Genomic DNA, 16,575 nt, shown 5'->3' with positions numbered 1-16,575 from the left:
ATTCCCCGGGTCATGAACGACGAACTGCACGAGCGGATACGCGCAGTCATCGCCGACGTACCCGCGGGGACAGTCGCGACGTACGGCGACGTCGCAGCGCTCTCCGGCGCTCCCTCTCCGCGCATGGTCGGCCGCGCCCTCGCCGAGGACGGCCACGACCTGCCCTGGCACCGCATCCTCCGCGCGAACGGGACCCCCGCGCCGCATCTGCTGCACGAACAGCTGGAGCGACTGCGCGCCGAGGGCGTCCTCGCGGACGGCGACAAGGTGGACCTGCGGAAGTACCGCTGGCGCCCGGACGGTGACGAGCCCGGGGATGACGAGCCGGTCGGCTTGTTCTAGAGACGGCTTTAGCTTTCTGGTGACGCTGCGGCATCCGCGATACTGACGACCGTGAAGGACTCCCCGAGGGACTCTGATTCCCCCAAGGAGCCCTTCACGGACCTCTGCCGAAACCCGCCGTGTGGTCCGGGCCGAACTTGACCGGGGCCGTCGCGCCACGGTTCGCACCCCGGCCCCGGTGCCCTTGAGCGACGCCGCCTCCCAATCCGGAAAGCGGTCTGGCCTCACCGCACCCTGGCCCCGCCGACCACGACCGCACCCCGACCGACGCCACCGAACCCGGCAAACCGTGGCGTCCGCCATCCTCCTCGGCCATAGCCCGCTCCACCCGTTTTAGGTTAGCCTCACCTCATGAGCGTCCTGACTTACCACGCCGGCAGGGTCACCGCGGTCCGGCGGGTCACTCCGCATATGGCGCGGGTCACCTTCGACTGCCCGGGGCTCGCGGCGGCGGGCCCGGCGGCGCCGGACGCGTACGTGAAGGTGTTCTTCCCCCTCCCCGGCGACGAGGAGCCGCACCTGCCGCCCGCCGAGGTGGGCGAGGACGACGTCCTCTCCTGGTATCGCCGGTACCTCGCGATGCCCGACGACGTCCGGCCGCCGATGCGGACGTACACGGTGCGCGCGGCGCGTCCGGAGACCGGCGAGGTGGACGTCGACTTCGTGCTGCACGAGGAGAGCGGCGGCCCGGCGTCCACGTGGGCCGGGCAGGCGGAGGTCGGCGGCCGGGTGGCGTTCCTCGGGCCGCACGGGCTGTACGACGTGCCGGACGGGACGACGTGGCAGCTGCTGGTCGGCGACGAAACCGCGCTGCCGGCGATCGGCGGGATCCTCGAGCGGTTGCCGCAGTCGGCGCGCGCGTCGGTGTACGTCGAGATTCCGGACCGCGCGGAGCGACAGACCTTCGAGACCAACGGTGTCGTCGAGGTGCACTGGGTAGTCCGCGGTGCGCGTACGCACGGCGAAGCGCTCGTAGACGCCGTACGCGCGGCTGAGCTGCCCAACGGCACGCCGTACGCGTGGGTCTCCGGCGAAGCAGGCGTCGTGAAGCTCGTTCGGCGACACCTTGTCCGCGAGCGCGGCTTCGACAAGACCGCCATCTGCTTCACCGGCTACTGGCGACAAGGTCTCAGCGAAGAGGCTGCGGGACGACAGCAGGCCGAAGCGTCCTAACCGAGCTTCGCGACCACCAGCTTCACCAACGCGCCGAGCCGCTGACGCTCCGGCTGTAACGTGCTGATCCCGGCTGCCTCCAACGGCGCTGCAGTCACCGGACCAACGCACGCGCAGACGACCGTGCCACTGCGCAGGGTCTCGCGCAGCTCGGCGCCGTGGCCGGATTCGTCGGCGAGGGTCAGGAAATTCGTCGCGGCCGGGGCGCTGGTGAACACCAACGCGGCCAGTTCTCCGGACAGCACTTCGCGGATCAACGAGAACACCGGCTCCGCATCCGGCGGGGTGTGCCAGCGGTAAGGCTGCACAGCGAGCACCGACGCCCCGGCCGCGGCGAGCGGATCGGTGAACTCCGGCAGCGGTGCCCCGTGCAGTTGCAGCGCGACGCGCGCGCCCTCGACACCGGCTTCGGTGAGCGCGCCAAACAGCTCGTCGTTGGTCTCGCCGGGCGCGGAGTACTCCTCGCGCAGGCCGACGCCCCGCACCGCACCGACCGCTTTCGGCCCGCGCGCGAAGATGCGCGACCCGGCCAGTGCGTCCAGCAGCGCCTCGCGAAGCCCCCAGCCCTCGGCCGCGTCGAGCCAGCCGCGGAACCCGGCCCCGGTGGTGACCGCGGTGAGGTCGACCGGCGCGGCGAGCACGGCTTCGGTGCCGCGACGCAGTTCCGGATCGTCGGCCAACGGGACGATCGTGATCGTCGGCGCGTGCCGCACTTCCGCGCCGTGCCGGAGCAACGCGCCGATCAGGTCGTCCGCCCGCCGCTCGGCCGTGACACCGATCCGCACGCCGTCCAGCTCACCCATTCGCTTGCCCCGTCTCTTGCGAAAACCCGATCAGCTCGCTCATCCGCTCGTCCCGTCTCCGGCGAAGGCGGGCAGCCAGCCGAGCCCCGCCGCACTCACTCATACGCCTGCCCCATCTCCCGGATCGCCGCCGCCAGTTCCGTCCGCAGACCCTCCGGCGCGAGCACCTCCAGATGCGGCCCGAACCGCAGCAGTTCGCCGATCGCGGCTTCTCCCGGTTCGACCGGCAGGTCGATTGTCAACCATCCGTCGCTGTCCGGTTCCGCTCCGGCGGCGGTTGCCTCGCGGAGCGCCCTTGCACCGACGCTGCCCGCGTAGAACGGTACGAGAGCTTGGGCCCTCGGCGAGAGGCGGACTGTCGCCTTTCGGGGGTACATCCGGCGTTCGAACTGCTCGGACCACTCCTGCCAGTAACGAGCGAGGTCGAATTCCGCCGGTCGCTCGAACTCCTCGCCGAGGTCGGTCAGCTCGTGGATGCGCGAAATCCGGTAGGTGCGATCGGTCCCCTCGCACCGGGCGGCGAGGTACCAGTTGCCTGCTTTGAGGATCAGCCCGAGCGGCTCCAGCACCCGCTCGACCTCGCGCTGGCCCCATCGTTCGTACCGGACGCGGACCCGTCGCCCGGCCCACACCGCGTCGGCGACCGCGGACAGGGTCGGCAGGCTTTCGATGCCGCGATGCCAGCCGGGAACGTCGAGGTAGAAGCGTTCGGCGACGCGGCCGGCGCGGCTGCGCAGCTCGTGCGGCAACGCGGCGTACAGCTTCAGCTGCGCCGCCGCGAGCACCGTGCCGAGCCCCAGCTCCGCGGCCGCCACCGGGAGCCCGGCCAGCGCCAGCGACTGGGCTTCGTCCTCGTTGAGGCCGGTCAGCCGGGTCCGATAGCCGTCGACGAGCTGGTAGCCGCCGCTGCGGCCGCGGTCGGCGTAGACCGGCACGCCCGAGGCCGACAGCGCCTCGATGTCCCGGTATACGGTCCGGACCGAAACCTCCAGCTCAGCGGCCAGTTCCTCGGCGGTCATCCGGCCGCGGTTCTGCAGCAGGAGAAGCACGGTGAGCAAACGGCCGGCACGCATGTGGCAAGTATGGCTGAAATACCTGACACAAGATGGCAGGTATAGGTGATTGAGTAAGCGGCATGAACACGTTTGGCATGACGAAGTGGGAAGAGCACGTGGCGAGCGGCGAGGAGGGCGGCCCGCGCGTCGCGTACGTGCACGCCGCGATGGACTACTCGGGTGTGATTCAGGGTGCGGCCACGGGCGATTACCTGCTGTACTACCCGGGCGAGGGCTACGACGGCGGCGCGACCACGTCGCCGGGCTACGACCGGTTCGAGGGCACTGTCGACGGCCGCCGCGGCACGTTCGTCGTGCGCCAGGAGTGGAGCTTCGACCCGAAGAGCATCAGCTCGAAATTCGAGGTCGTGCCGGGCTCCGGGACCGGCGAGCTGGCCGGCATCGGCGGCTCCGGGACAGTGCACGGCGTCCTGGGCGAGCCGACGGTGTCGTACACCTTCGATTACACGCTCTGAAGGAGGCCGGGATGCTGGAGGTGTCGCGCGAACAGGCGCTAGCGTACCGGATCGCCGAGCAGGGGCTGCACCGCTCCGTCGCCGATCCGTACGACCTGCCGCTGCTGGACCTGGGCCTGCAGGACAGCATGCGCGACACCGCTTTGCTCTCGCTGGCGGCCCGGATGCCTGATCCGGTCACGCCGGAGTCTCTTGTGGACGATCAGCGGCTCGCCCTGGTGTGGTCGCACCGGGGCGCGCCGCATTTCCACCGGCGCGCGGATCTGCCGGAGCTGGCAGCCGCCTTGGTGCCCATCGACGATCCGGACGCGCTGGCACGGATGTTGTGGCAGAAGAAGGACATCCAGGCGGCAGCGGAGTCCTCAGTGGACATTGTGTTCACCACCGCGCGGGCGATCCGCAAAGTGGTTACCAAGCCGATGACCAAGGGAGCGGTGAGCGGGGAAATCACGAAGCTGTTGCCGCCCTCGTTCAGCCGGTGGTGTCGTGGCTGCAACGCCACTCACGTGCACGAACAGCTCATGCGTGTCGCTGCGCTCCACGGCGGCACGCGGCTCGAAGCCGGGCAGAGTCCGGCGACGCTCGCGCCGCTGGAGGGTCGCGGACGGATGTCCACGCGCCCGGTTCCGGCGGCGGTTTCGCGGGTGCTTGAGCAGTATTTGCGCTTCAACGGACCCGCGACGCCGGGCGACGCGGCCGGTTTCGTCGGCACCGCGAAGACGTGCATCAACGAAACGTGGCCTGCCGCGGTCACCGAGGTCAAAGTGGACAGCCGCCGGGCCTTCATCCCGAATGACCGGCTGGCCGCGCTGGAGAACCCGCCGTCGCCTGCCGGAGTACGCCTGTTGCCGCCGCTCGATCCGTACACGCAGGGCCGCGACAAAGCCGTCCTCGTGCCGGACAAAGCGCGGGCGAAAGAGGTGTGGAAAATTCTCGGCAGCCCGGGTGCTCTTTTGGTCGACGGCGAGATTCTGGGCACTTGGCGGATGAAGGCCTCCGGCAAACGGCTGACTTTCACGCTGGCCGAATTCGATCCGCTCCGCCGCCCGGACCGCGCGGCGGCCGAGGACGAGGCGGCCCGGGCCGCGACCGCGCGGGGCTACCAGGACTTTTCCGTGACCTGGGCTTGACCGGCGGGCTACAGTTTCTGACGTGCTGAAATGGCTGCTCGACTCAGACCCGACGCTGCGCTGGCAGGTCGAACGGGACTTGGCGGACGCGCCGCCCGAGGTCTGGACGGCCACCCGGCACAAGATCGCGACCGAGGGCTTCGGCGCGCAGCTCCTCGCCCGGCAGGACCCGGACGGTCAGTGGGCGGGCGGTGCTTACTTCCCGGCGCAATTCACGCCCGGTCCCGATACCGGGCAGCCGTGGACAGCCACCACCTGGTCGCTCAACATGCTGCGGGAATGGGGAATGGATCCCGCGGTCTTGCGCGCCAATCGCACCGCAGAATTGCTCGCGGAGAATTCCCGGTGGGAATACGACGATTTACCGTACTGGGGCGGCGAGGTCGACGTCTGCATCAACGCCTGGACGATCGCGAACGGCGGCTGGCTCGGCGTCGACGTCTCCGGGCTCGCCCACTGGTTCACCGAGCACCAGATGGCCGACGGCGGCTGGAACTGCGAATGGGTCGAGGACTCGAAGCGCTCGTCCTTCCACTCGACGCTGAACGCGGTGAAAGGCTTGCTCGCCTACGACATCGCGACCGGCGGTACCGACGAGACGCACGCCGCCCGCCGCGCCGGTGAGGAGTACCTGCTGAAGCGTCGTCTGCTCTATCGGCTTTCGACCGGCGAACAGGTGGCTCCCTGGGTCGACCACTTCGCGTACCCGACGCGGTGGCACTACAGCGCGATCAACGCCCTCGAATACTTCCGCGAAGCCGCCGTCGTGGACGACATTCCGCCCGACCCGCGCCTCGCCGACGCCGTGGAACGGGTTCGCGCCGCCCGGCAACCAGACGGAACTTGGCTGCAGGACGGCCGATTGCCCGGGGACATGTGGTTCGAGGTCGACGTCCCGGCCGGTGAACCTTCGAAGTGGCTCACGTTGTACGGCACCCGCATTCTGTCCTGGTGGGACTCCGCGCAGTCCTAACTGGACCGCGCGACGCGAAAGCCGACGTCGTCCACCCGGAACGTCGGGTGGCTCCGCCGACGCACCGACACCCGGACGCTCCAGTGCTCGTCCGCCCAGCCGCCGCCCTTGAGCACCCGGTACTCGCCGTAGACCGCCGGATCGTAGAGATCCCAGCACCAGTCCCACGTGTTGCCAAGAAAATCGTGAACACCCCACGCGTTCGGACGTTTCTCGCCAGGCAGATGCAGCCGACCGCCGGAGTTGCCTTCGTACCAAGCGATCTCGTCCAGGTCGCCGTACCTCGGTCCCTCAGTTCCCGCGCGGCACGCGTGTTCCCATTCGGCTTCAGTAGGCAGCCGGTAGCCGGACGCGGACCGATCCCACGCCACTTCTCCGCCGTCAAGGCGATACGCCGGTGCCAGTCCGTCCCGTTCGGACAGTGTGTTGCAGAACCGCACCGCGTCCAGCCAGGACACCTCGACAGCGGGGAGACCATCGCCGCCGTCGTATTGCGCCCGGGTGACCGGGAACGCGCCAAGCTCGAAAGCGGGCACGTCGACTGTCCAACTGCGTTCTGTCCGCCGGTCGGTGAGCGTCACCGTTCCGGGCGGAATCGGGACCATCCGCACCGTGCCGAGGCTAGCCGATCGACGCTGGGGTGTCGCCGGGATTCACTGCCAGCCGATACCCCCGCTTGACCACCGTCTGCACCACACCGGCACCGCCGAGAGACGTCCGCAACCGGCCGATCGCCGTCTCCACCGCGTGCGCCTCGCCGCCGGACGGAAGCTCAGCGGACAACTCCCGGCGCGCGACCACCCGGCCGGGCTGTCGCGCGAGCGCACGCAGAAGCGCCATCGGGGCCGGAGCGATCTCGCGCCATTCGCCGTCCACCAGCGCGCCAGTCCCGCGGATCTGCAACACATGTCCGGCGGCATACAGCGTCGGCGAGGCGGTGACCAAGGCGTCCGCGACCGTTCTCGCCAGCGCTCCGATCCGCGACCGTCTCGGTTGGACGGTCGGAATGCCGAGCGAAGCGAGCGGCGCGGCCGCGATCGGGCCCACGCACGCCACGACCACGCGGGTGCTCAACACCTCGATCAACGCGGCAAGCCGACCGGTCCGCCGCGCCATCGCGACAGTGGACGCGGCAGCGGGCGCACTCGTGAACGGCAACGCGTCGATCGTGCCTTCCAGGACCGCGTCCAACAGCCGGTCCAACGGTCCCGGATCGGCCGGAGCCACCCAGCGGTACACCGGGATCTCGATCACCTCGGCCCCCGCCTGCCGAAGAGTCTCCGCGAAGTACGGCAATGGCTCGCCGTGCAACTGCAGCGCGATCCGTCGTCCGTCCACTCCGGACTGCGTGAGGTACTGCAACAGCTCCGCACTGCTCTCCGACGCGGGCGAGTAGTCCTCCGCCAACCCGGCCGTCCGCACCGCTCCGGCCGCCTTCGGACCGCGAGTGAGCAACGAGGCGCTCGATAGATGCTCCAGCACCTTTTCGCCGAGACCCCAGCCTTCCGCGGCCTCGATCCAGCCGCGGAAGCCGATCCCGGTCGTCGCCACCACGATGTCCACTGAGGACTCCAGCAACCGCATCGTCGCCGCGTGCAGTTCGGTGTCGTCGGCCAGCGGCACGATCCGGATCGCCGGTCCGTACCGGACGGCCGCACCCTGGCGCACGAGCAGCGCGCCCAGCTCTTCAGCTCGGCGCGCTGCCGTGATTCCCACCGTGAACCCGGCCAACGGCCGGACGTCCGTCACGGCGAGCCCACCTCGATCACCCCGTCCCGTACGCGAACCGGATACACCGGCACCGAAACGCCTTCCGCGTCGAGACACGCGCCGCTGCGAAGCGAGAACCGTTCCTTGTAGACCGGCGACGCGACCACCGGCTCTCCCCCGGCGTCGCCGACGATCCCGCGCGACAGCACCGCCGCGCCGCTGCACGGGTCCCAATTGGACAGTGCGTACCAGCCGTCGCCGGCATGGAACACCGCGACCTGGTGGCCGTCGATCAGCGCCGCCGCTCCGGAGAACTCCGGAATCTCCGCCGCCGCGCACACCGCGGTCCAGGATGAAGTCATGGTCATCGCCGCACCTCCGGAACTCCCAGCAGCACCGGGATCTTCTGCTCCCGCTCCGCACGGAACGAGATCGACGGGTCCGGCGTCCCCGGCGCGTTCACGAACGAACTGAACCGCGCCAGCTTGTCCGGATCCTCCAACACTCCTCGCCATTCGTCGGTGTAACCCTCGATGTGTTTCGCCATCGCCGCGTCCAGGTCCTCGCAGATGCCGAGGCTGTCGTCCACGATCACCGCACGCAGGTGGTCGAGCCCGCCGTCGAGCTCTTCGATCCACGGTGCCGTGCGCTGCAACCGATCCGCCGTGCGCACGTAGAACATCAGGAACCGGTCAATCGTGCGCACCAACGTTTCGGTGTCCACATCAGACACCAGCAGTTCCGCGTGTCGCGGCGTCGCTCCGCCATTGCCGCCGACGTAAAGGTTCCATCCGTGTTCGGTGGCGATCACGCCGAAGTCCTTGCCGCGCGCTTCGGCGCATTCACGCGCACAACCCGATACTCCGGCCTTGATCTTGTGCGGCGACCGCAGTCCGCGATACCGCAGCTCCAGATCGATCGCCAGCCCCACGCTGTCCTGCACCCCGTAACGGCACCAGGTCGATCCGACACAGGATTTGACCGTCCGCAAAGACTTTCCGTACGCGTGCCCGGACTCGAAGCCCGCGTCGACCAGTCGCCGCCAGATGTCCGGCAGCTGGTCCACAGTGGCCCCGAACAGGTCGATCCGCTGTCCGCCAGTGATCTTCGTGTACAGCCCGAAATCCTGCGCGACCTGAGCGATCACCATCAGTTTCTCCGGCGTGATCTCGCCGCCGGGAATCCGCGGCACCACCGAATAGCTGCCGTTGCGCTGCATGTTCGCCAGGAACCGGTCGTTCGTGTCCTGCAGCGCCGCCTGCTCGCCGCCGAGAATGTGCCCGTTGCCCAGCGTCGCCAGGATCGAAGCGACTGCGGGCTTGCACACCGCGCACCCCGTCCCGGTGCCGTACCGGCTCACTACCTCGCTGAACGTCGTCATTTGCGTCGCGCGGATGATCTCGAACAGCTCCGCACGAGACTGCGTGAAGTGTTCGCACAATGCCTTCGACTGCTCGACACCGCACGCGTTCAGCAGCTTCGCCAGCATCGGCACGCACGAGCCGCACGACGTTCCCGCGCGCGTGCACGCCTTCAGCTTCCCGACCGAATCACAACCGTCCTCAGTGATCGCCCGGGTCAGCGCGCCCTTGGAAACCCCGTTGCACGAACAGACCTGCGCCTCGTCCGGCAACGCGTCCACGCCGACCGCCGCACCGCCGCCGGCCGGGGCGAGCAACGCGCCCGGGTCGGCGGGCAGCGGACGGCCGACCAACGCCCGCAGCGTGTTGTACTCCGCCGCGTCGCCGACCAGGACCCCGCCGAGCAGCGTCCGGCCGTCGTCGGTCACCACGAGCTTCTTGTACGTCCCGGCCACGGCGTCGTTCACCGCGACTTCCAGCGCTCCTTCGGTGACGGCGTGCGCGTCGCCGAAGCTGGCGACGTCCACGCCCATCAGCTTCAGCTTCGTCGCGGTGTCCGGTTCGGGGAAGCTCGCCGTCGTGCCGGTGAGCTGCGCCGCGACCACCTCCGCCATCGCGTACCCCGGCGCGACGATGCCGTACACCCGGCCCTCGACCGCCGCGCACTCGCCGATCGCGTACACCGACGAATCGCTGGTCCGGCATGTCGCGTCGACCAGCACACCGCCGCGCTCGCCAACGTCCAAACCGGACTCTCGGGCCAAGTCGTCCCGAGGACGGACACCGGCGGAGAAGACCACCAGGTCGACGTCCAGCTCCGTGCCGTTGCCCAACCGAGCCAGCAACCGCGTACCGTCCGCCTCGATCGCATCCGTCGAGGTTCCGGTGTGGACAGTCACGTCAAGGTTCGTGATGAGCCGACGCAACAGGCCGCCACCGCCATCGTCGACCTGCAACGGCATCAGCCGCGGTGCCATCTCCACCACGTGCGGCGACAATCCCATGTCCCGCAATGCCTTCGCTGCCTCCAGACCGAGGAGACCGCCACCGATCACCATCGCTGCACGACGGCCGCGACCCTGCCGTTCTGCGGCGGCCCGAATCGCGTCGAGGTCTTCGATCGTCCGGTACACGAACACGCCCGGCAGATCCCGCCCCGGCACCGGCGGCACGAACGGACGCGAACCGGTCGCCAGCACCAGCGAGTCGTACGACTCGACCTGTCCGGAAGCCGTCGTCACCGTCTTGGCTTCGCGATCCACCGACACGACCACTTCGCCAAGCCAAAGATCGACCGTGTCATCGTCCGCGTAGTCCGAGCCCGGCAACGCCAACGCCGCCGGATCCCAACTGTCCACATAGGAGGTAAGCGCGACCCGGTCGTAAGCGGGACGGTTCTCCTCGCCGAAGACGACTACCCGCCACTCGCCCGCCTTGTCGGCCGCACGAAGTGCCTCCACGAACCGGTGCGCGACCATGCCGTGCCCGGCAACCACCACTGTAGGCATTTCAGACCTCCGCTCCTGCCAACGCCACCTGCGCGCGCACCGCCGGCTTGCGCAGGTAGCCGAACCACGTCACACCCACGCACACCGCGTAGAAGACCAAGAAACCGACGAACGCCGGAACGCCGCTGTGCGCGTCGGCGAACGACTGCCGGAACGCGAGGTTGATGAACAACCCGCCCAGCGCACCGATCGCACCGGCCAATCCGATCAACGCACCGGACAGCCGACGCGCGTTGCGCAATTCCGTCGCCTCGTCCGCACCAGCCTGAATCGCTGCGCGCGCCTTGACCTGGAAGATCGCCGGGATCATCTTGTACGTCGATCCGTTGCCGATTCCGGTGAGCACGAACAAAACGATGAACGCGGCCGTAAATGTCGCCAGCGAGTCCGCTGAGGAAGCCAGCACCAGCACCACCGTCGCCAACGCCATCGCGCCGAACGTCGCGAAGGTGACGCGGCCGCCGCCGACGCGGTCCGACAGCCATCCGCCGATCGGCCTCGACAGCGAACCCAGCAGCGGACCGAGGAACGTCACCGCGGCCGCCTGCAACGGTGTCCGGCCGAACTGGTTCTGCAGCACCAAACCGAAGGCGAAGCTGTAGCCGATGAACGAACCGAACGTGCCGACGTACAGCAGCGACATCACCCAGGTGTGTCCATAATGGACTACCTCGCGCATGGCTTTGGTGTCACCGCGAACGCTGGCCAAGTTGTCCATGAACAACGCGGCGCAGGTGGCGGCGATGACGATCAGGGGAAGGTAGATGTAGAGCACCAGTCGCGGCGCGGTCGCACCCGCGGTGCCGATGACGAGAAGTCCGACGAGCTGAATCACCGCGACGCCGAGGTTTCCGCCGCCGGCGTTCAACCCGAGTGCCCAGCCCTTGTGCCGTTCGGGATAGAAGGTGTTGATGTTCGTCATCGACGAAGCGAAGTTGCCGCCGCCGACGCCGCCGAGCGCGGCCATCAGCACGAAGGTGCCCAGCGAGGTACCCGGGTGCAGCACGATGGCGGTTAGCACCGTCGGAATGAGCAGCAGCACCGCGCTGATGACTGTCCAATTGCGACCGCCGAAGCGCGCGACCGCGAAGGTGTACGGGATCCGCATGATCGCGCCGACCACCGTCGGGGTGGAGACGAGCAGGAATTTGTCCGCCGCGCTGAACCCGTAGGCCGGGCCCATGAACAGCACCACGACCGACCACAGTGTCCAGATCGAGAAGCCGATGTGCTCGGAGAACACGGAAAACCACAGATTGCGCCGGGCGACGCGCTTGCCGGTCGATTCCCAGAACTCGTCGTCCTCGGGATCCCAGTGCTCGATCCAACGGCGGGTCATGGCGTCCTCCTCGTTACGGGGGGCGGTCATTGCGCGGCCAGCCAGTCCGCGACCGCGCCGACCGTGTCGCGGCAGCTGCCGCATCCCGTGGTGGCGCGGGTGGTGCGGGCGAGTGCGGCAGCGTCGGTGGCGCCACCCCGCCAGGCTTCGATCAGCCGGCCTTTGGTCACCGCGTTGCAGCGGCAGATCACTGTGGACGAAGGAAGATCCGCCGGGCTCGCCGCCGTTGGCGCACCCGCGGGCAGCGCACGGCCGAGCAGCACCGCGAGCCGGTCTTCGGGGACCGGCGTGCCCCGGTCGTGCAACTGCGTCACGGTCGCCGCCGCGTCCGGCAGGCCCAGCAGGATCGCACCGGTCACGCGGTCGCCGCGGACGACGAGCTTGCCGTACCTGCCGCCGGACGGATCGTCGAAGGTCACGACCTCGGCGGCGGCGTCCTCGCTGGTCACCTGCGTTTCGCCGAGCGCGGCGAGATCGATGTCGCGGGCTTTGAGCCGGGTCACCGTGCGGGTGCCGCGATAGCGCGCCGTGGCGTCCGAGCCGGTGAGCAGGTCCGCGAGCACCGCGGCCTGTTCCCACGCGGGCTGCACCAATCCCGGCGGCGCACCCGGATGTCGAGCGCAGTCGCCCAGCGCGTGGATCCGGCCGTCGCTGGTCCGGAGCAGATCGTCCACCAGGATTCCGCGGTCCACCGCGAGCCCGGCGGCTTCGGCGAGCGACGTCTCCGGGCGCACTCCCGCCGCGACGACCACCAGGTCAGCGGGAACGAAGCTGCCGTCATCGAGTTTGAGACCGTCTCCGGGCAGGTGCCGGGCGGCCGTCACCTCGAAGCGGAACGTGACGCCCAGCTCCGCCAACCGCCGCGCCAGCACCCGGCCGGCGCCGGAATCCAGCTGCCGTTCCAGCACATGCGGCTGCGGATGCACCACCGTGACGTTCGCTCCGCGTCCGGCCAGCCCTCGCGCGGCTTCCAAGCCAAGCAAACCGCCGCCGAGCACCGCGACCGGCGCGCCTGGCCGTGCGGCGTCCACGATGCGCGCGCAGTCGTCCAGCGTGCGGAACGCCACGACCTCCGGTCCGAGTTCGAGCCCTTCCACCGGCGGCAGCCACGGCGCGGCTCCGGTCGCGAGGACGACCGCGTCGTAAGGGAAATCCTCGTCTTCAGTGCATACGACCCGGCGCATCGGGTCGATCCGCGTCACCCGCGTTCCGAGCCGCAAATCGACTCGCGTCTGCGCGGCCCACTCGGAATCGTGCAGCCGCACCGTGTCCGGGCTCATCCCGCCAGCGACCACAGTGGACAGCAGCACCCGGTTGTAGGCCGGATGTGACTCCTCACCGAGCACGGTCAGCCGTACCCGGTCGCCTTCCGGATCGCGTCGCCGGATCTCGTCCGCGAGCCGTGCCCCGGCCATCCCGTATCCGATGACGACGACGTTCCGCGCGCTCATGCTTCCGCCCTCGCCAACGACACCGCGCACACCTTGAACTCCGGCATCCGGCTCACCGGGTCCAGCGCCGGGTTGGTCACCAGATTCGCCCGCGCCGCACCGGGAAAATGGAACGGCAGGAAGACGAGGTCCGCCCGCATCGACGGCACACACCGCACCAGCGCGACGGTCTCCCCGCGCCGCGACCGCACCACCGCGTGGTCTCCGTCGGCCAACCCGGACCGCGCTGCGGTATCCGGGTGCACCTCGACCAACGCCTCCGGCACGACCGCCGTCAACTCCGCGATCCGGCGAGTCTGCGCACCGGATTGGTAGTGCTGCAACACTCGTCCAGTCGTTGCCTGCAACGGAAAAATCTCGTCCGGCAGTTCCGCGGGTCCACTGTGGTCAACCTCGGCGAACCGTGCCCGGCCGTCTGGGTGCGCGAATCCGTCGAGGAACATTCGCGGCGTGCCCGGGTGGGTCTCGTCCAGCACCGGCCAGTGCAATGCTTCCCCGGAACGCAGCCGTTGGTAAGTCACCCCGGAGTAGTCCGCAGCTCCACCCTTCGACGCGACTCGCAGCTCCTCGAAGACTTCCACCGCGTCGTCCGGAAACCTTTCCGCAGGCTGTCCAATTCGGACTGCGAGATCCCGCAACAGCGACAGATCGCTGCGTACTCCGTCCGGCGGCTCAATCGACCTTTGTCGCAAGAGGACTCGGCCTTCGAGGTTGGTCAACGTGCCCTCCTCTTCGGCCCACTGCGGGACCGGGAACACCACGTCGGCCAGCTCCGCGGTTTCCGAGAGGACAAAGTCCGCCACCACGAGAAGATCCAGTCCGGCCAACCGTTCCTGCACCCGGGACGAGCGCGGAGCCGACACCACCGGATTGCTTCCGAACACCAGCAGGGCCTTGATTGAATCGCCCAACGCGTCGAGCAGCTCGACCGCGGAACGCCCCGGTCCCGGCAAGCTTTCCGCTGGTACGCCCCAAACCTGGGCAACATGCGCACGCGCCGCCGGGTCGTCGATCTTGCGATAGCCCGGCAGTTGATCCGCTTTCTGCCCGTGCTCGCGCCCGCCCTGGCCGTTGCCTTGTCCGGTCAGACACCCGAAGCCAGATCCAGCACGCCCGGGCAAGCCCAGTGCGAGGGCGAGATTGATCCACCCGCCGACCGTCGCGGTTCCGGACGCGTGCTGTTCGGTCCCGCGCCCAGTAAGCACATACGCGTTGCCAGCCCGCGCGAGCATTTCCGCGGCCTGCCGCTGGTCCGCGGCCGAGACCCCGGTGACCCGCTCGACCCGCTCCGGCCACCAGGTCGCGGCGATGCGCCACATTTCGTCGAACCCGGACGTCCGAAGATCCACATAGGACTTGTCCAGGTGTCCTTCGGCGACGACCGCGTGGAGAATTCCCAACGCCAGCGCAAGATCCGTTCCTGGCGCCGGGGCGAGGTGCAGGGCAGCACGCTCGGCGGTCGGCGTGCGGCGCGGGTCGATGACGATCAGTTCCGCGCTCTCCAGATGCTGCATGAACGGCGGCATCGTCTCGGCCGGGTTCGCCCCGGCGAGCAGAACGACGTCCGCGTTCGCGAGATCGGTTACCGGGAACGGGAGCCCGCGGTCCACACCGAACGCGCGCATCCCGGCCGCGGCGGCGGAGGACATGCAGAATCGGCCGTTGTAGTCGATTTGCGACGTTCCGAGCGCGATCCGGGCGAATTTCCCGAGCAGGTAAGCCTTTTCGTTCGTAAGCCCGCCGCCGCCGAACACGGCGACCGAATCCGCACCGTGTTCCCGGCGCGAGGCAAGCAGTCGGTCCGCGACGAAATCCAGTGCCTCGTCCCAGGAAACCGGTTGGAGTTCGCCGTCTCGGCGGAGCAGCGGCGAGGTCAGGCGTGCGCCGGATTCCAGCAGAGCGCCGGCGGTCCAGCCTTTCTGGCACAGGCCGCCCGCGTTGACCGGAAAGTTCCTTGGGGTGACCCGGGTCTCATCCAGGCGCATCCCGCACTGCAGGGCGCAGTACGGGCAATGTGTGTCGACGTGCGGCACAGGCGCTCCTCGGGTCGGCGATGACCCGACGGTAAGGACGCTGTGTTACCTCGACGTGCCGGAATGTTTCGGGCAGTTGACATTGCCCGCCGTCATGGCGGAGGCGCGCAGTGAGTCAGAGGATCGCGCTGACCTCGCGGGCCGCCGCGCGCAGGCCGTCCAACGCGGCGTTGGTGGACCTGGGGTCGAGTGCGTGCGAGGCGAGGCGGAAGAGGATGGCGCGCAGCAGGAGCTGGGGCCATTCGGGGAGGTGGGCCCAGCGCTCCAGGAGAGCTCCGGTCGCGCCGCCCCAGACCAGCGAGTCGACCGCGGCGATCGCGGCACCCCATTCGCCTGGGCGGTAGTACGGGACGAAATCGACCACGCCGGGAGCTTCGTCACCGTCGAAGAGCAGGCCCGCCAGGAGTTCGCCGTGCGCGACCTGGTGCGGAAGCTTGATCGGACGGCGGGCCGGGGCGAGGATTTCGAACCAGCGGCCGCCTTTTTCCTCCGACAGAGGGCGGTCTAGTTCTTCCCAGGCGATCCGGTCGGCAACCGCGTCGATGTCGTCGCGGGCGGAGAGGAAGTCCGGCCTGGGGAGGTCTGCGGTTGTCCGGTGGAGGCGTACCGCGGCGAGAACCGCTTCGTCACAGCGGTGTTCGGCGGTGCCGGGGAGGTAGCGCCAGGCTGACCAGTCCCCGACGATCCAGCGGCCGTCTCGTGAGCGGACCGGTTTGGCGATGCGGAGGCCGGGGTCCTCGGCGAAGTCCAGGGCTCGGGCGGTCCAGAGGGCTTGGGAGCGGTCGGTGACGCGTTTGAAGACCACGTCGCCGGCGTGCCAGGTTTCGGAGTCCGGGAGGAGGGTGATGGCGTCGGCGTCGCTGCCGAACGCGTTGCAGACGCGTTCGGAGGGGCGTTCGAGGGTTGACCGCACAAAGGGGGAGGTTACCCCGGGGGTGGTCGGATTATGGGGGAGACTCGCTGGTCGTTGGGCGGCTCGTCGCCTGGCGGCGACATTGCCTTGGGGAGTGCGGTGGGGCACCCCGAAGCTTGATTGTGCTGACGGTCTGGGATGGCTTGTCAAGGCGGGAAAGATGCCTTGACAAGCCACCCCCGACCGCAGGAGAGCTTCGTATCGGGGTGCGGGGCTGGTGTGGGTGCACCGACAGTTGAGTGCACCGGCGGCGGTTTCTCGCAGTGTGGGGCTAGCGCCCCAATGTGGCATTGGGTGCATCTGACGCA

At 69.0% G+C, this 16,575-nt stretch carries 15 protein-coding genes; 5 read left to right on the top strand and 10 right to left on the bottom strand.

Going from position 1 to position 16,575, the window contains the following annotated elements; all coding sequences use genetic code 11:
• Positions 1-12: 12 nt before the first annotated feature.
• Together EIZ44_RS40060 and EIZ44_RS40055 are read left to right on the top strand one after the other, a co-directional pair.
• Positions 13-342, top strand: a complete 330-nt coding sequence (locus EIZ44_RS40060; protein ID WP_134734139.1) for an MGMT family protein — start codon at positions 13-15, stop codon at positions 340-342.
• Between the two features lie 351 nt (positions 343-693).
• Positions 694-1,515: a siderophore-interacting protein gene (locus EIZ44_RS40055; RefSeq protein WP_134734137.1), complete on the top strand. Its 822-nt coding sequence runs from the start codon at positions 694-696 to the stop codon at positions 1,513-1,515.
• Here the strand turns inward: EIZ44_RS40055 and EIZ44_RS40050 are convergent.
• Positions 1,512-2,318: a uroporphyrinogen-III synthase gene (locus EIZ44_RS40050; protein ID WP_134734134.1), complete on the bottom strand. Its 807-nt coding sequence runs from the start codon at positions 2,316-2,318 to the stop codon at positions 1,512-1,514. The two genes, EIZ44_RS40055 and EIZ44_RS40050, sit on opposite strands and share 4 nt — an antisense overlap.
• 95 nt (positions 2,319-2,413) lie before the next feature.
• Positions 2,414-3,391: a helix-turn-helix transcriptional regulator gene (locus EIZ44_RS40045; protein ID WP_037815832.1), complete on the bottom strand. Its 978-nt coding sequence runs from the start codon at positions 3,389-3,391 to the stop codon at positions 2,414-2,416.
• Positions 3,392-3,453: 62 nt separating this feature from the next.
• On the opposite strand from EIZ44_RS40045, the gene EIZ44_RS40040 reads away from it, so the two are divergent.
• The 3 genes from EIZ44_RS40040 to EIZ44_RS40030 are packed head-to-tail and all read left to right on the top strand — an operon-like array spanning position 3,454 to position 5,952.
• Positions 3,454-3,849, top strand: coding sequence for a DUF3224 domain-containing protein (locus EIZ44_RS40040; protein WP_037815834.1), 396 nt, complete (start codon positions 3,454-3,456; stop codon positions 3,847-3,849).
• Between the two features lie 11 nt (positions 3,850-3,860).
• Complete coding sequence (locus EIZ44_RS40035) at positions 3,861-4,979, top strand: winged helix DNA-binding domain-containing protein (protein ID WP_134734132.1); 1,119 nt, start codon at positions 3,861-3,863, stop codon at positions 4,977-4,979.
• A gap of 22 nt (positions 4,980-5,001) precedes the next feature.
• The gene (locus EIZ44_RS40030) at positions 5,002-5,952 is read left to right on the top strand and encodes a prenyltransferase/squalene oxidase repeat-containing protein (protein WP_134734131.1); all 951 of its coding nucleotides are present in this window, start codon (positions 5,002-5,004) and stop codon (positions 5,950-5,952) included.
• Here the strand turns inward: EIZ44_RS40030 and EIZ44_RS40025 are convergent.
• From EIZ44_RS40025 to EIZ44_RS39990, 8 genes are all read right to left on the bottom strand, one after another.
• Entirely contained in the window at positions 5,949-6,563 is a 615-nt protein-coding gene (locus tag EIZ44_RS40025) for a formylglycine-generating enzyme family protein (protein WP_205670272.1), read from the bottom strand. The genes EIZ44_RS40030 and EIZ44_RS40025 overlap by 4 nt on opposite strands.
• Positions 6,564-6,573: 10 nt before the next feature.
• Positions 6,574-7,701: a uroporphyrinogen-III synthase gene (locus EIZ44_RS40020; protein ID WP_134668926.1), complete on the bottom strand. Its 1,128-nt coding sequence runs from the start codon at positions 7,699-7,701 to the stop codon at positions 6,574-6,576.
• Positions 7,698-8,030 carry a nitrite reductase small subunit NirD gene (gene nirD / locus EIZ44_RS40015; RefSeq protein WP_370318216.1) on the bottom strand — a complete coding sequence of 111 codons (333 nt, stop codon included), beginning with the start codon at positions 8,028-8,030 and terminating at the stop codon, positions 7,698-7,700. Before nirD ends, EIZ44_RS40020 begins: the two co-directional genes overlap by 4 nt.
• Positions 8,027-10,531 carry a nitrite reductase large subunit NirB gene (gene nirB / locus EIZ44_RS40010; RefSeq protein ID WP_134734130.1) on the bottom strand — a complete coding sequence of 835 codons (2,505 nt, stop codon included), beginning with the start codon at positions 10,529-10,531 and terminating at the stop codon, positions 8,027-8,029. Before nirB ends, nirD begins: the two co-directional genes overlap by 4 nt.
• A gap of 1 nt (position 10,532) precedes the next feature.
• Positions 10,533-11,870 (bottom strand): nitrate/nitrite transporter, encoded by a 1,338-nt coding sequence (locus tag EIZ44_RS40005; protein WP_240691544.1) that lies wholly within the window; start codon positions 11,868-11,870, stop codon positions 10,533-10,535.
• 26 nt (positions 11,871-11,896) lie between these two features.
• Positions 11,897-13,321, bottom strand: a complete 1,425-nt coding sequence (locus EIZ44_RS40000) for an FAD-dependent oxidoreductase (RefSeq protein WP_134734126.1) — start codon at positions 13,319-13,321, stop codon at positions 11,897-11,899.
• Complete coding sequence (locus EIZ44_RS39995; protein ID WP_134734124.1) at positions 13,318-15,354, bottom strand: molybdopterin oxidoreductase family protein; 2,037 nt, start codon at positions 15,352-15,354, stop codon at positions 13,318-13,320. Before EIZ44_RS39995 ends, EIZ44_RS40000 begins: the two co-directional genes overlap by 4 nt.
• A gap of 115 nt (positions 15,355-15,469) precedes the next feature.
• Positions 15,470-16,267: a TIGR02569 family protein gene (locus EIZ44_RS39990; protein WP_134734123.1), complete on the bottom strand. Its 798-nt coding sequence runs from the start codon at positions 16,265-16,267 to the stop codon at positions 15,470-15,472.
• Positions 16,268-16,575: the final 308 nt, after the last annotated feature.

It is taken from the genome of Amycolatopsis nivea (genome assembly GCF_004522235.1).
In the GTDB taxonomy this organism is placed as follows: domain Bacteria; phylum Actinomycetota; class Actinomycetes; order Mycobacteriales; family Pseudonocardiaceae; genus Amycolatopsis; species Amycolatopsis nivea.
Note: the sequence above shows the minus strand (reverse complement) of the source record. Positions and strands in the feature narration are given on the sequence as shown.

What these genes read in the sequence shown, in the direction of transcription:
- EIZ44_RS40060 (WP_134734139.1), top strand. Translation starts at nt 13, where the DNA reads ATGAACGACGAACTGCACGAGCGGATACGCGCAGTCATCGCCGACGTA.
- EIZ44_RS40055 (WP_134734137.1), top strand. Translation starts at nt 694, where the DNA reads ATGAGCGTCCTGACTTACCACGCCGGCAGGGTCACCGCGGTCCGGCGG.
- EIZ44_RS40050 (WP_134734134.1), bottom strand. Translation starts at nt 2,318, where the DNA reads ATGGGTGAGCTGGACGGCGTGCGGATCGGTGTCACGGCCGAGCGGCGG.
- EIZ44_RS40045 (WP_037815832.1), bottom strand. Translation starts at nt 3,391, where the DNA reads ATGCGTGCCGGCCGTTTGCTCACCGTGCTTCTCCTGCTGCAGAACCGC.
- EIZ44_RS40040 (WP_037815834.1), top strand. Translation starts at nt 3,454, where the DNA reads ATGAACACGTTTGGCATGACGAAGTGGGAAGAGCACGTGGCGAGCGGC.
- EIZ44_RS40035 (WP_134734132.1), top strand. Translation starts at nt 3,861, where the DNA reads ATGCTGGAGGTGTCGCGCGAACAGGCGCTAGCGTACCGGATCGCCGAG.
- nirD (WP_370318216.1), bottom strand. Translation starts at nt 8,030, where the DNA reads ATGACCATGACTTCATCCTGGACCGCGGTGTGCGCGGCGGCGGAGATT.
- nirB (WP_134734130.1), bottom strand. Translation starts at nt 10,531, where the DNA reads ATGCCTACAGTGGTGGTTGCCGGGCACGGCATGGTCGCGCACCGGTTC.
- EIZ44_RS40005 (WP_240691544.1), bottom strand. Translation starts at nt 11,870, where the DNA reads ATGACCCGCCGTTGGATCGAGCACTGGGATCCCGAGGACGACGAGTTC.
- EIZ44_RS40000 (WP_134734126.1), bottom strand. Translation starts at nt 13,321, where the DNA reads ATGAGCGCGCGGAACGTCGTCGTCATCGGATACGGGATGGCCGGGGCA.